The 13891-nt window shown below is 51.9% G+C and carries 12 protein-coding genes; 5 read left to right on the top strand and 7 right to left on the bottom strand.

Annotated elements, in window-relative coordinates; genetic code table 11:
- Positions 1–63: 63 nt before the first annotated feature.
- The 4 genes from gyrB to dnaA are packed head-to-tail and all read right to left on the bottom strand — an operon-like array spanning position 64 to position 6346.
- Entirely contained in the window at positions 64–2478 is a 2415-nt protein-coding gene (gyrB, locus tag Q334_RS0101080; protein WP_027311588.1) for a DNA topoisomerase (ATP-hydrolyzing) subunit B, read from the bottom strand.
- Between the two features lie 30 nt (positions 2479–2508).
- Positions 2509–3597, bottom strand: a complete 1089-nt coding sequence (gene recF / locus Q334_RS0101075) for a DNA replication/repair protein RecF (protein ID WP_027311587.1) — start codon at positions 3595–3597, stop codon at positions 2509–2511.
- 52 nt (positions 3598–3649) lie between these two features.
- Positions 3650–4753, bottom strand: a complete 1104-nt coding sequence (dnaN, locus tag Q334_RS0101070; protein ID WP_027311586.1) for a DNA polymerase III subunit beta — start codon at positions 4751–4753, stop codon at positions 3650–3652.
- A 57-nt stretch (positions 4754–4810) separates the two neighbouring features.
- Complete coding sequence (gene dnaA / locus Q334_RS0101065) at positions 4811–6346, bottom strand: chromosomal replication initiator protein DnaA (protein ID WP_027311585.1); 1536 nt, start codon at positions 6344–6346, stop codon at positions 4811–4813.
- Between the two features lie 667 nt (positions 6347–7013).
- Between dnaA and rpmH the strand changes: the two genes are divergently transcribed.
- The 4 genes from rpmH to mnmE all read left to right on the top strand — a co-directional run bounded on the left by rpmH (position 7014) and on the right by mnmE (position 10779).
- Positions 7014–7148 (top strand): 50S ribosomal protein L34, encoded by a 135-nt coding sequence (rpmH, locus tag Q334_RS0101060; RefSeq protein WP_027311584.1) that lies wholly within the window; start codon positions 7014–7016, stop codon positions 7146–7148.
- Between the two features lie 33 nt (positions 7149–7181).
- Positions 7182–7595: a ribonuclease P protein component gene (gene rnpA, locus Q334_RS17545; RefSeq protein WP_051527425.1), complete on the top strand. Its 414-nt coding sequence runs from the start codon at positions 7182–7184 to the stop codon at positions 7593–7595.
- A 46-nt stretch (positions 7596–7641) separates the two neighbouring features.
- A complete protein-coding gene (yidC, locus tag Q334_RS0101050; protein ID WP_027311583.1) occupies positions 7642–9309 on the top strand; it encodes a membrane protein insertase YidC in 1668 nt (555 codons plus the stop codon).
- A gap of 111 nt (positions 9310–9420) precedes the next feature.
- The gene (gene mnmE, locus Q334_RS0101045; protein WP_027311582.1) at positions 9421–10779 is read left to right on the top strand and encodes a tRNA uridine-5-carboxymethylaminomethyl(34) synthesis GTPase MnmE; all 1359 of its coding nucleotides are present in this window, start codon (positions 9421–9423) and stop codon (positions 10777–10779) included.
- A gap of 5 nt (positions 10780–10784) precedes the next feature.
- Here the strand turns inward: mnmE and Q334_RS0101040 are convergent, their stop codons facing one another.
- Entirely contained in the window at positions 10785–11396 is a 612-nt protein-coding gene (locus Q334_RS0101040) for an acyl carrier protein phosphodiesterase (protein ID WP_027311581.1), read from the bottom strand.
- Between the two features lie 115 nt (positions 11397–11511).
- Between Q334_RS0101040 and Q334_RS17540 the strand changes: the two genes are divergently transcribed.
- On the top strand, positions 11512–12378 hold the full coding sequence (locus Q334_RS17540; RefSeq protein WP_051527424.1) for a pirin family protein: 867 nt from the start codon (positions 11512–11514) through the stop codon (positions 12376–12378).
- Here the strand turns inward: Q334_RS17540 and Q334_RS0101030 are convergent.
- Together Q334_RS0101030 and yghU are read right to left on the bottom strand one after the other, a co-directional pair.
- Entirely contained in the window at positions 12359–12877 is a 519-nt protein-coding gene (locus Q334_RS0101030) for a hypothetical protein (RefSeq protein ID WP_027311580.1), read from the bottom strand. The two genes, Q334_RS17540 and Q334_RS0101030, sit on opposite strands and share 20 nt — an antisense overlap.
- Positions 12878–12983: 106 nt before the next feature.
- Positions 12984–13844, bottom strand: a complete 861-nt coding sequence (gene yghU / locus Q334_RS0101025) for a glutathione-dependent disulfide-bond oxidoreductase (protein WP_027311579.1) — start codon at positions 13842–13844, stop codon at positions 12984–12986.
- Between the last annotated feature and the right edge of the window lie 47 nt (positions 13845–13891).

Genomic DNA, 13891 nt, shown 5'->3' with positions numbered 1-13891 from the left:
CACGTGGAACAAAAAAGGGCAGCGAAAACGCTGCCCTTTTTAGCCATACACAGAACGAACCAATTAAATATCCAGGTTGGTTACCTTCAGTGCATTACTCTCGATAAAGGCACGGCGCGGCTCAACATCATCCCCCATCAGGGTTGAGAACATCTGATCCGCTGCAATAGCATCCTCAATCGAAACACGCAACATACGGCGAACTTCAGGATCCATAGTGGTTTCCCAAAGTTGGTCGGGGTTCATTTCACCCAGACCCTTATAGCGTTGAATGCTGTAACCACGCTTCGCCTCATGAGTTAGCCAATCCAATGCTTCTTCGAAGGAGCGCACCTTACGCTGCTTCTCTCCGCGTGCAACATAGGCTCCCTCTTCGATCAGTCCTTGTAGTTTTGCCCCCAGATTCACGGTCGCTTTGTATTCACCAGACATGAAGAATTCATGGTTAAAGCGATACTCGGTGGGAATGCCATGGGCAATCACGATGAAGGTCGGTAGGTATTCCTGGCGCTCCGCATCCAGGCTTACTTGGTACTCATAGCGAGTGCCATTCATGCCACCTTGCTCAAGGCGCTCCAGAATACTCTGCGCCCAGCCCTCCACCTTAGCCTGCTCTTTCAGATCAGCTAGGGTCAACGCAGGGGCATAGATCGCTTGTTTTAACACTTCCTGGGGATAAATCCGTGATAGGCGCTGACCAATGTTCATCACCGCACGGTATTCACTCACTAGTGTCTCTAAGCCCTCACCACTGATGCCAGGCGCGGTCTCATTAACATGCAGACTGGCCTCTTCTAATGCCGCTTGCGTCATAAAGGCATCCATTGCGGCATCATCTTTCAGATACTGCTCTTGCTTACCCTTTTTGATTTTATACAGCGGTGGTTGGGCAATGTAGACATGACCACGCTCAATGATCTCAGGCATCTGACGGAAGAAGAAGGTCAGCAGCAGCGTGCGAATGTGTGAACCATCCACATCCGCATCGGTCATGATGATAATGCTGTGGTAACGTAATTTATCGGGATTAAATTCTTCTCGACCAATACCACAACCTAAGGCAGTAATCAGGGTTCCTACTTCGGCAGAGCTAAGCATCTTGTCAAAGCGAGCCTTTTCGACGTTAAGGATTTTACCCTTCAACGGCAGAATCGCTTGAGTCTTACGATCACGCCCTTGCTTGGCAGAACCACCCGCGGAATCACCCTCCACCAGGTAAAGTTCAGATAGTGCAGGATCTTTTTCCTGACAATCCGCCAGCTTACCCGGCAAGCCCGCAATATCCAGCGCCCCTTTCCGGCGGGTCATTTCCCGGGCTTTGCGTGCCGCTTCACGAGCACGGGCAGCATCAATCATCTTGCCAACAATGCTTTTGGCATCATTGGGGAATTCCTGTAGGAAATCAGAGAAATAGCGCCCCATTTGCTGCTCGACCGCCGTCTTCACCTCAGAAGAAACCAATTTGTCTTTGGTCTGAGAGGAGAACTTGGGATCCGGCACCTTAACTGAAATAATCGCCGTTAACCCCTCACGGGCGTCATCTCCAGAGGTAGCCACCTTGGCTTTCTTAAGAATGGCTTCGCTTTCAATGTAGGTATTCAGGCTACGCGTCAGGGCTGCACGGAAGCCTGACAAGTGGGTTCCACCATCACGCTGGGGAATATTGTTGGTAAAGCAATGGATGCTTTCCTGGAAACCATCATTCCACTGCATGGCAACTTCAACCCCAATACCATCTTCAGTATCAGCGCTGAAGTGAAATACCTTGCTCAGTGGGGTGCGGTTTTTGTTGAGGTACTCAACGAATGCCTGCAAACCACCCTCATAGTGGAAGATATCTTCTCGGCCACTGCGCTCATCCTTCAGGCTAATCCGGACTCCGGAGTTGAGGAATGACAACTCACGCAGACGTTTCGCCAGAATGTCGTACTGGAACAAAATATTGGAGAAAGTTTTAGCTGATGGATGAAAGCGAACACTGGTGCCGGACTTATCCGTTTCACCAATCTGTTTGAGTGGCTCTTCTGGCACACCATCGTGGTAAATTTGCTCAAAAACCTTATTGTCCCGACGAATGGTCAGATGCAACGTTTCTGACAAGGCGTTAACAACTGACACCCCTACACCGTGCAAACCACCCGATACCTTATAGGTATTGTCATCAAACTTTCCTCCAGCATGGAGTACCGTCATGATAACTTCTGCGGCTGATACCCCCTCTTCAGGGTGAATATCGGTGGGAATCCCACGACCATTATCCGCGACGCTTACGGACTCATCCGGATGAATAATGACATCTATCTGGGAGCAATATCCTGCCAGGGCTTCGTCAATGGAGTTGTCCACCAGCTCAAACACCATATGATGCAAACCGGTACCATCATCGGTATCGCCGATATACATACCAGGACGCTTGCGGACTGCATCCAGCCCCTTAAGGACTTTAATGCTTGAAGAGTCGTAAGTTGTGCCACTCATAGATCACTCCCGTTCCGGGGTGGAGCAAATTCAGTCTTCCCTGATTTGCCCCTGTTCCACGTGAAACTGTTTTAACTCAGTGTCTGCCAACCAGCAGGAAGCTAAGGGTGCAGCCTCCACTGAGGTAATAAAAATTTGACTGCCCAACTCCTGTAGGAGTGCGCAGAATGCCTGACGATGCTGGGCATCCAGCTCGGCAGGTAAGTCATCAATCAGGTATAGCGGGGCTTGTTCCCCCTGAGCACGCAGCACCTGTCCCTGCGCTAACTTTAATGCGCTGACCACTAGCTTTTGTTGGCCACGAGACAGAATATCCGCCGCCAGGCGCCCACCTAATTTAATGCGAAGATCAGCACGATGTGGACCGGCCTGAGTAAACCCCTGCTCTTGATCCCGTGCCAATCCCTCTACTAACACTTCCTCCAGGCTACGCTTGGCATCCCAACCACAATAGTAATGAATCTTAATATCATCTACTTGTGTTAGAGCTGTGAGATAGCGCTGAAATAAAGGTGTCAGCAAGGTCAAATAAGCCTGACGCCAGCGGTGAATTTGCTCTGCCTGTTGGCAAAGCTCATGCTCCCAGGGCGCCCGCATAAGGGGGTCGATTTTAGCATATTTCAGTAGGCTATTGCGCTGTTTAAGCGCTCGCTGGTAACGCTGCCAGGCCTGTAAAAATTCGGACTGATAATGAAATACGCCCCAATCGAGAAACTGTCTGCGCTCACTTGGCCCCCCCTCTAGCAACCGGAAAGCATCAGGGTTAATCAACTGTAGTGGCAGGGTTCGGGCCAGCTCTGCTAACGAGCATCCCTGCTGGTTGCCAATACGCAGGCGCATTTCACCATCGAGGCTACGCTCAACTCCTAAGGCGAGCTTAGGGCTCTGTGGCCGCTGTAACTCGGCATAGAGCGTACAACGCGGTTGCTCATGACGAACCACCGTACGGATTTTATGACTACGAAAGGAGCGTCCCAGGCCAAGCAGATGAATGGCCTCCAGCACACTGGTTTTGCCACTACCATTCTGGCCAAGAAAAAGATTCACGCCAGCTGCAAGATGCAAGCTGGCGTGTTCTATATTGCGAACCTGATGAATATCCAGGCGGGTTAATTGCATTCGAATTAATGCGCCTGTGTATAACTCTGTGAATTGCTGTGCATAACAGCGCTTAGAGGCGCATCGGCATGATCACATAGAGAGCATCGCCGCCATCCGCTTCCTGTACCAAGGCACTGGAGTTGGGGTCTGACAGGGTAAACTGCACCTGTTCCTGACTCAGGGCATTAAGGACATCCAGCACGTAATTGACGTTAAAGCCAATCTCCAGCGGATCATACTGATAGTCCACCTGCAATGACTCTTCTGCCTCTTCCTGTTCAGGATTATTGGCAAACACCTGCAACTGCCCAGGCTGCATATTTAAACGCACACCGCGGTATTTTTCGTTGGATAGAATCGCCGCACGCTGCAGCACCAAACGCAGCTCCTGGCGATCCGCTACCAGCAATTTATCGCCGTTACGGGGCACAACACGTTCGTAATCAGGGAAGCGACCATCTACCAGCTTGGAGGTAAAGACAAAGTCACCTACATGAGCCCGAATGTGATTAGTACCCACCACCATCCGTACCTGGGCCTCTCCTTCTGTCAGCAGACGCACCAGTTCCAACACCCCTTTACGCGGCAGGATTACTTGCTGCTTCCCTTCAGGGTTCACTTCCAGATCCAATGCACAGGTCGCCAGACGGTGGCCATCGGTTGCCACCATCCGTACTCGCCCGCTGATTACCTCCAACAGCATGCCATTGAGGTAATAACGAACATCCTGCTGTGCCATCGCAAATGCGGTGCGATCAATCAGGCGCTTTAATTGCTGCTGCTCAAGGGTGAATTCGAAGGAGCGCGGGCTATCTTCCACACTGGGGAACTCGCTGGCAGGCAGAGTAGAGAGGGTGAAACGGCTACGGCCGGATCTTAACGTCATCTTCTGCTCTTGCACTTCCATCTCCAGGACGGACTGATCCGGCAGCGACTTACAGATATCCATTAATTTGCGCGCCGGTACCGTAATGGATCCGGCAACGGCTGGCTGCTCCAGATGAGCACGGCCAATTAGCTCGACTTCCAGGTCTGTGCCTGTCAGCGACAAACGGTCGCCTTCAGCAACCAGTAGCACATTGGATAACACAGGCAGGGTCTGTCTGCGCTCAACAACACCGGCAACCAGTTGCAGCGGTCTTAGCAAGGCTTCGCGGGAAATGACAAATTTCATCTCAGGCTTCCGTGACTATTCCGTGACTAAGGGGTGGTTAACGGCTGCGTAAGGCCTTTAGGCCGTCAAAGAACGCAGCAGGTTCTGATAATCTTCGCGAATTTCCGCATCTTCTTCCCGCAGCTCGCTAATCTTGCGACAAGCATGCAATACGGTAGTGTGGTCACGACCGCCAAAGGCGTCACCAATCTCAGGCAAGCTGTGGTTGGTAATTTCTTTCGCCAGCGCCATCGCCACCTGACGAGGACGTGCCACCGAACGGCTACGGCGCTTAGAGAGCAGATCCGCAACCTTAATCTTGTAGTACTCAGCAACAACACGCTGGATGTTATCGATGCTGATTTGTTTGTCCTGCAAGGCTAGCAGGTCTTTCAGTGATTCTCTAATAAAAGGCAGTGTAATCGCGCTACCGGTAAAGTGGGCATTAGCGATGACTCGCTTCAAGGCCCCTTCGAGTTCACGGACGTTGGAGCGAATCTTCTGGGCAATAAAGAAGGCAGCATCATCCGGCAGCAAAATCTGAGCTTCATCGGCTTTCTTTTTCAGAATCGCCACTCGGGTTTCCAACTCCGGCGGCTCCACCGCCACTGTCAGTCCCCAACCAAAGCGGGATTTTAACCGCTCTTCCAGGCCACTAATCTCCTTTGGATAACGGTCGCAGGTCAGAATCATCTGCTGACCACCTTCCAAAAGCGCATTAAAAGTATGGAAAAACTCTTCCTGGGAACGCTCTTTACCGGCAAAAAACTGAATGTCGTCAATCAAGAGCGCATCGACGGAGCGATAATAGCGTTTAAAGTCATTAATGGCGTTCAGCTGCAGAGCCTTGATCATATCGGCAACAAAGCGCTCAGAATGCAGATAGACAATCTTGGCATTCGGATTACGCTCCAGCATTGCCAATCCCACCGCATGCATCAAGTGGGTTTTACCCAGACCCACACCGCCATATAAAAACAGTGGGTTATAGGAGCCCCCAGGATTATCCGCTACCTGTCTTGCCGCCGCCAGCGCCAACTGGTTCGATTTACCCTGAACAAAAGAAGCAAAGGTAAAAGCCTTATTTAAATGGCTCTGGTGACGAATCCCACCTTCCACATCCACCGTGCGCTCATTGTTATCCTGGTAGCCCATTTCTTCGGCTAACTCAGCCGCTTTGGCAGGATGACTGGCACTGGTGTGAATAGCTGGAGCAGCCACTAACGTAGCGACAGGTGCAACGGCAGGCTCAACCTGGGGAGCAGCGGCTTCATGCAGTTGGGGGCGGCGAGCACTGGTTGGCTCCTGTGAGCGAGCACTCAAACTGGTGGGACGTACCTGAGTACTACCCATAAAAGCACCACGACGAGCTTGTACGACATCAAGATAAAGGCTGAGATTCTGCCCCGAGCTGATGTCTTTGAAGACTTCTTTAATAAGGTGCAGGTACTTATCTGAAACCCAGTCCATGACAAAACGATTAGGTGCCAGCAATTTTAGCTGCCCACTCTCATCTTGCTGAGCCTGCAAAGGACGTATCCAGGTATTAAATTGCTGAACTGGCAACTCTTCCTGTAAGCGGGCCAGACAGCGCTGCCAAAGCTCAAGCACCACAGTACCCATCCCTCATTTAAATGCCGCTATTAGAGTACAAAGCCCACCTTCGTACCTTCAAAACCTTCCGTGCCCTTTGAGAGCAGAGAAAACAGCCGAAGGATTCTACTGCAGCCCCCTCCAGTTATCCACAAAAGAGGCTAAAAAATTAGCTTAAGCTTTGTCGATACCCTGGGTGTGGATAATTAAGTAACGTGTGCATAACTGTGTTGTCGGATATCTCTGTGGGTAAGGGCACTTTTTACTCACAGGCTGTGGACATCCATTCCTCAATTCAGCAACCTTATCCACATAAACTTACCAACACCCGCAAAAACAGGGTTTTTCTAGGCTTGAGCGAGTTATCAACAGGACAGGACTCCCCTTATAGTTATCAACATCACTATCCTAAAAGAACTATTTTTCTAATTTATATGCTTATCAAAAATGATTGGTCAGATGAGTGATTAGAATTTTTTACCGATTCGAACAGAGCTGTAGCTGCCATAAAGAACGATTAAAACCAGACTCTTTTGCTAGATTGAAACAAATGACGATTGATCAAGGTTTGAACTCAAGGGGGTTTTTCACTAGAATTCCGCTCTTACCAAAAAGGGAGGGGGTAACTTCGTCCTTTTACTGGTAAACCTCGAACCTAGGTTTAAGTGCATTTAGTGGATTTCCGATCATGAAAAGAACGTTTCAACCCAGCGTGTTAAAGCGCAAGCGTACCCACGGTTTCCGTGCACGCATGGCTACCAAAAATGGCCGCAAAGTACTGGCTGCTCGTCGTGCCAAAGGCCGTAAGCGTCTGTGCGTATAACATAGGCTGCCACGACAAGACCCAAACGGATTGATGTCTACTTACAGTTTTCCCCGCACGGCACGTCTGTTGACCCCGGGGGACTACCGTCAGGTTTTTAACGGCACCTGCTTTAAGGCGTCCGATCAAGGCCTGTTGGTATTGGCTATTGCCAATGGTGGAGATCGATCACGTCTGGGTCTGGTCATAGCCAAAAAGCATGTACGACGAGCTAACCAACGTAACCGGGTGAAGCGTCTGATCCGCGAAAGCTTCAGACATCACCAGCATGAGTTGGCTGCGCTGGATCTCGTCGTCATTGCCCGGCCAGGTTTAGGGGACATTGAGAACCCGCAGCTCCACACTATGTTGGGCAAAATCTGGCAACGAATTCAGAAGAAAGCCTCGGCTCCTGTCTCGTCACCAGCCCCCAAAGGGCGGCGTCAACCTTCTAGCAATAGCAGGTAGCCAGCACCTCTCAGACTGATTTAACCCGACCATTGGCGATTGAACGATGGATGTACAACGGATTCTCTTGGTGGGTGCACTGGCACTCATTTCCTACCTGATGGTATTGCAGTGGAACCAGGACTACGGCCAACCAGCCACCCCGCAAAGTGCTGCCGTTACCCAATCCAGCAGTGAACTGCCCAGTGGTCAAGCGACTCAAGCAAGTCAAGCGGACTTACCTCAGGCTCAGGGTGTTGCTCAAACTGCCAGTCAGGCGGTGAGCAATGAGCTGATCAAGGTGAAAACCGATGCACTGGAGCTGCGCATTGATCCTCGTGGTGGTGATGTGCTCTATGCTGCGCTGAATGATTACGCCACCAGTGTCCAGACTCCTGAACAAGCCTTTGTTCTGCTTGAGCAAAATGGCAGCCGTACTTATGTTGCTCAAAGTGGCTTGATTGGTCCGCAAGGGCCTGATGCTAGTGCTGAAGGTCGCCCGCAATACAGTGCCGCCAGCAATTCTTTTGTCATGGCGCCCGATAAAGATGAACTACTGGTTGATCTGCAAAGCAGCACTGCTGCGGGTGTGCAGATTACCAAGCGCTTCCGCTTCCAACGCGGTTCGCACCTGGTTGAAGTCAGCTACCTGATTAACAACCAGAGCAATGAAGCCTTCAACGTTAACTTCTTCGGTCAACTCAAACGTGATGGCTCCGCTGATCCCAGCTTGCAAAACTCCATGGGCATGAGCTCATACCTGGGCCCTGTATTCTCTACTCAAACCGAGAATTACAAGAAAGTGGCCTTTGGCGATTTGGATGATGGCGACCGCTTCAAGGCTGAAAGTAACCAAGGCTGGGTAGCGATGCTGCAGCACTACTTTATCAGTGCTTGGGTGCCTCCTACTGAAGGGCAAAATCTATTTGAAGCCCGTAAGAGCAATGGCAACTACATCGCCGGCTTTGTCAGTGCTCCTTTGAGTGTGGCTGCAGGCCAGCAGGCTGAAGTCAGCGCTAAGCTGTACATGGGTCCCAAAGTCCAGGATGTATTGGAGCAGATTGCACCTAACCTGGAACTGACGGTGGATTACGGTTGGTTGTGGTTTATCGGTCAACCGCTGTTTGCCATGCTGAAGTTCTTTGAAAGCCTGGTAGGCAACTGGGGCGTGGCCATCATTATGGTCACCATCGTGGTTAAGTTGCTGTTCTTCTATCCTTCGGCAATGAGCTACCGCTCCATGGCCAAGATGCGTAAGTTCGGCCCAGAAATGCAGCGTCTGAAAGAGCTGTATGGCGATGATCGCCAGAAAATGTCCCAGGCGATGATGGAACTGTATCGCAAAGAGAAGATTAATCCCCTGGGGGGCTGCTTACCCATCCTGATTCAGATGCCAGTATTTATTGCCCTGTACTGGGTACTGCTGGAATCGGTGGAACTGCGCCATGCGCCGTTCTTCGGCTGGATTGTGGATATGTCGGTGATGGATCCCTACTTCGTATTGCCGCTGATCATGGGCGCCACCATGTATGTGCAGCAGCTGTTGAACCCAACTCCGCCCGATCCCATGCAGGCTAAAGTAATGAAGATGCTGCCTGTTATCTTCACCTTCTTCTTCCTGTGGTTCCCGGCTGGTCTGGTGCTCTACTGGTGTGTGAACAACCTGCTGTCTATTGCTCAGCAATGGGTGATCACCCGTCAGATTGAAAATGAAGGCACTCCGGCCAAGGCCTGATCCTGTTGTGGATAAAAGTGTTGGATAAAGGCCCTTTGGGGCCTTTATTCGTTGTGGGTAAACAGGGTGGCTCAAACGCCGACTCACTGCCAGCTAGCAAAGAGGCACGTTATGCATAACGACACCATTGTCGCTCAAGCCACCCCCCCTGGCCGCGGCGGCGTCGGTATTCTTCGAGTATCAGGACCCATGGCACAAACCCTGGCACAGCAACTGCTAGGCTTTGTTCCTAAACCTCGTTATGCCCATTACTGTCCTTTTTACGGCAGTGAAGGTCAGCAACTTGATCAGGGGATTGCGCTGTACTTTCCTGGTCCTCACTCCTTTACCGGCGAAGATGTATTAGAGCTACAGGGCCACGGTGGTCCCATTCTGCTTGATATGTTGATGCGCCAGTTACTGCAGCTGGGGGCCAGAATGGCTCGTCCGGGCGAGTTTTCTGAGCGGGCCTTTTTGAATGACAAGTTGGATCTGGCCCAGGCGGAAGCCATCGCCGATTTGATTGATGCTGCCTCCGAACAAGCTGCGCGCTCGGCGCTACGCTCATTGCAGGGAGAATTCTCCCGGCGAGTACAACAGCTGGTAGAAGGCTTAATTGAACTGCGTATTTACGTTGAGGCGGCAATCGACTTTCCTGAAGAGGAAATCGATTTCCTGGCGGATGGTCATGTTGCCAATCAACTCCAGCAGCTACGTCAGGACTTAGCAGCCATCTTTAAAGAGGCTAACCAGGGAGCCCTGTTGCGGGAAGGAATGACAGTGGTGATTGCCGGCCGGCCCAATGCGGGAAAGTCCAGCCTGCTTAATGCCTTATCCGGACGGGAAACCGCAATTGTGACCGACATTGAAGGTACCACCCGCGATATCCTCAAGGAACATATTCAGATTGATGGCATGCCACTGCATATCATCGATACTGCTGGTTTGCGTGATACCGAGGATAAAGTCGAGCAAATCGGTGTAGAGCGGGCCTGGCATGCGATAAAACAAGCCGACCGGGTATTACTGATGGTGGATGCCAGCCGCACCACTGCCCTCAATCCTGAGCAAATTTGGCCAGAGTTTGTGCAACAGCTGCCTGACGCCAGCCGTGTTACCCTGATTCGCAATAAAGTTGATCTGACTGGCGAGCAGCCGGGCATGAGCGAAGAAAAAGGGCAGATACTGGTTCGTTTGAGCGCCAAAGATGGCCAGGGAATCCACGCCCTGCGTGAGCATCTGAAAGCCTGTATGGGCTTTGATAGCACTACCGAAGGCGGCTTTAGCGCCCGTCGTCGTCATCTGGATGCCTTGGAGCGGGCAGCCAGCCTACTGGATAACGGCATGTTGCAGCTGCAGGGGTACGGTGCTGGTGAGTTGCTAGCGGAAGATCTACGCCAGGCCCAGGAAGCACTGGGGGAGATTACCGGTGAGTTCCGCTCCGACGACTTGCTTGGCCGTATCTTTAGCTCGTTTTGTATCGGTAAATAATGTCGTTAACCAGGCTGGCCTATGCCTGCCTGGTCTTGCTGGACTTTAGCTTGTGCAGCACTCAATACCTCTGGATACAACTCAGTAAATAAGCCATTCAGCTCCTCATAGCCTTTGACGAGATAGGGGAAGCAACGGCTGAGTTCCTCCATTCTTGTTCGGCGCTGGGATATTTGTTGTAGGGCCAGTTCGATATTGTCGAGTTGGCGATAAGACTCCAGCCAGCGCTCACGCCACATGTACTTTTCCATCTGTAAGTAGCGACTGGGGATATCCCCTTGTTGCTGCTGGCGTATCTGGTGTTCGGCCTGCTGACAAAACCTCGCCAGGGGGAGGGGGTGAAACTCTTGCCAACGCTTGGCCAAGCAATGATCCCAAAACATGTCTAATGCAATAGGAGCAAAGCGGCGGGCGCTGCCGGAAAACACCTGTTTGGCGGTTTGGGTAAGGGGATGGTGATCACTATAGGAATCGACAAAGCGATGCAGTCTCACCCCTGCGGCCAAGTCCGGCATCAGTTGGCTATGGGGATCTCCTTTGATGAAGTCACCAAGGAGGTTGCCGAGCAGGCTGCTTTGGCAGTGATCGGCAATATGCAGATGGGCGAGGAAGTTCATGGGGAGTAGATAAGGGCAGTTATAGGCTTATCAATAGAGCAGGCAGGCGGCGATGATCCCTGGTCTACACTAGGCAACAGGCATCCAACTGGCACGCAGACAAAGGGGAAGAGTAATGAGTACAACCGCGATGCGTCTGATTCAGGCACAGAATAAAGACTTAGGCGGCTTTCAGGTACGACGCTGTTTGCCATTAAAGGGATGTAAACAGGTGGGCCCTTGGGTGTTTTTTGATCATATGGGCCCAGCTCAATTTGCCGCGGGGCAGGGAGTGGATGTGCGCCCACATCCCCATATAGGGTTAGCCACGGTGACCTATTTATTGGCCGGCGAGATGCTTCACCGTGACTCCCTTGGTACTGAGCAGCTGATCAAACCAGGGGAAATTAATTTGATGGTGGCAGGAAGGGGGATCGTCCATTCCGAGCGTCAGCGGCAAGAGGTTAAGGCCGCTCCCCATTCCTTACATGGTTTGCAGCTGTGGTTGGCTTTGCCGACGGAGCAGGAACAGTGTCCGCCGGCGTTTTATCACTATGGCGCTGTCGAATTACCGCTGTTGGAGGAGCCTGGTCGTCTAATTAAAGTCCTGATCGGCCAGGCTTACGGTATGCACTCACCGGTTAAAACCTTTACCGAAACGCTTTATCTCGAGGTGCAGTTGGCCGCACAGCAGGAGTTAACCTTGCCGGATGCCGAGGAGTTGGCACTCTATGTATTGCAGGGCGGGGTCAAGATCGGGGATGTCCAGGTACCTCAGCACTGTATGGCGGTGTTGACGCCACAACAACGGGCCAGGCTTTATGCCGAGCAGGATAGCTTGCTGGTGTTGTTAGGAGGAGCGGCATTGGCGCGGCGCTATCTTGATTGGAACTTTGTTGCGAGTGATCCCGCACTCTTGCAGCAGGCCAAACAGGATTGGCAAAGCGGCCGCTTTGCCAAGGTGCCCGGTGATGAGGAGGAGTTTATTCCTTATCCGGGTTAGGGAGGGGGGCGCTCTGTTGGCGCAAGTGACGCTCCAGAATGGCGAGGATATCTGCTTCAGGTAACGAATATACCGCCAAGTTACAAACGGCTATGCCTTCACCTAATAACGCACGGCTTAGCTGATGCTGCCAGTTGGACTTGGCGTATTGACGGTCATCGACAAAGTGTATTTTTAGCCAGGTTGTATTTTGTCGCTGTCCAATTCGTCGCTGTTCAGTGGAAAAGCCGACAATGTCTGTCCAGGGGAGTGGTGCTGGGCGGAAGTCTTCGATCAACAGGTAGTCGGGCTCAATCTGTATTTTTTTATTGCAACTACGCCGTACTAACCAGGCAAGCAGGGCGAATAGCGTGCCTATGGGGGTGAAGATCGACGCCATGATGAGGCCGTCTTCAGTCAAACCCTGACTAACTGGCCCGGCTAAGAGAGAGGCAATGGCCAGTACGCTCATGGTGCGCCACAGTGTGCCTAATAACCCCTGGTTTTTGCGAATAATCATGCCGGAACCACTGTTGGGAGAGGAACTCACAGTCTAGCGGTTTGCTTGGCAAAGCACAGATGTTTACCAGAATAGGGTAGCCTTGGCAGGCTACCCTGGCCTAGGGTTACTTTTTCAGCGCCAGGCGTTGATCAATATCGGCGGCACTATGGCGTTCTGCCAGTTGTTCGTTTTCCTCCCCCCATACTCGGTTGACGATACGGCCACGAATAACCGCTGGGCGAGCAGCAATATTGTCGGCCCAACGTTGCAGGTGGGGGTATTCGTGCACGGAGAGGAATTCGGCGGCATTGTAGACCAGTCCCTGCACCAGGGCGCCATACCAGGGGTAGATGGCAATATCGGCAATGCTGTATTCCTCTCCAGCCATATAGGTGTTTTCCGCCAGGTGGCGATTGAGTACATCAAGCTGGCGCTTGGCTTCCATCGCAAAGCGATTGATTGGGTATTCCAGTTTTTCTGGAGCGTACACATAGAAGTGACCAAAGCCCCCACCCAGATAGGGCGCTGAGCCCATTTGCCAGAATAACCAGTTCAGGGCTTGGGTACGTTTAGCTGGGTCTTGTGGCAGTAATGCACCAAACTTCTCTGCCAAATAGAGCAGGATGGAGCCAGACTCAAATACGCGCACCGGTTCGCTGCCGCTTAGATCCAGCAAGGCGGGGATCTTCGAGTTCGGGTTGATCTCAACAAAGCCAGAGGAAAATTGATCCCCTTCACCAATACGAATTAGCCAGGCATCGTACTCAGCGCCTGTGTGACCAAGGGCAAGTAGCTCTTCCAGCATAATGGTGGCTTTTACGCCATTGGGGGTGGCCATGGAGTACAGCTGCAGGGGGTGTTTGCCCTGTGGCAGCGCTTTGTCATGGGTGGGGCCGGCGATGGGACGGTTAATGCTGGCAAAGTGGCCGCCGCTGGGTTGTTCCCAGGTCCAGACTTTGGGAGGTGTATAGGGTTGGCTGCTCATAAGTGTTGCTCCTTCACTTGGGCTAAACGCGAATCTCTGATGTGGGG

It is taken from the genome of Balneatrix alpica DSM 16621, from assembly GCF_000619885.1.
GTDB classification, from domain to species: domain Bacteria; phylum Pseudomonadota; class Gammaproteobacteria; order Pseudomonadales; family Balneatricaceae; genus Balneatrix; species Balneatrix alpica.
This window is presented reverse-complemented; position numbering and strand designations above follow the sequence as displayed.

Excerpts from the sequence above, each read along its gene's own strand:
- gyrB (WP_027311588.1), bottom strand. The coding sequence starts at position 2,478 with ATGAGTGGCACAACTTACGACTCTTCAAGCATTAAAGTCCTTAAGGGG.
- recF (WP_027311587.1), bottom strand. The coding sequence starts at position 3,597 with ATGCAATTAACCCGCCTGGATATTCATCAGGTTCGCAATATAGAACAC.
- dnaN (WP_027311586.1), bottom strand. The coding sequence starts at position 4,753 with ATGAAATTTGTCATTTCCCGCGAAGCCTTGCTAAGACCGCTGCAACTG.
- rpmH (WP_027311584.1), top strand. The coding sequence starts at position 7,014 with ATGAAAAGAACGTTTCAACCCAGCGTGTTAAAGCGCAAGCGTACCCAC.
- rnpA (WP_051527425.1), top strand. The coding sequence starts at position 7,182 with ATGTCTACTTACAGTTTTCCCCGCACGGCACGTCTGTTGACCCCGGGG.
- yidC (WP_027311583.1), top strand. The coding sequence starts at position 7,642 with ATGGATGTACAACGGATTCTCTTGGTGGGTGCACTGGCACTCATTTCC.
- mnmE (WP_027311582.1), top strand. The coding sequence starts at position 9,421 with ATGCATAACGACACCATTGTCGCTCAAGCCACCCCCCCTGGCCGCGGC.
- Q334_RS0101040 (WP_027311581.1), bottom strand. The coding sequence starts at position 11,396 with ATGAACTTCCTCGCCCATCTGCATATTGCCGATCACTGCCAAAGCAGC.
- Q334_RS17540 (WP_051527424.1), top strand. The coding sequence starts at position 11,512 with ATGAGTACAACCGCGATGCGTCTGATTCAGGCACAGAATAAAGACTTA.
- Q334_RS0101030 (WP_027311580.1), bottom strand. The coding sequence starts at position 12,877 with ATGATTATTCGCAAAAACCAGGGGTTATTAGGCACACTGTGGCGCACC.
- yghU (WP_027311579.1), bottom strand. The coding sequence starts at position 13,844 with ATGAGCAGCCAACCCTATACACCTCCCAAAGTCTGGACCTGGGAACAA.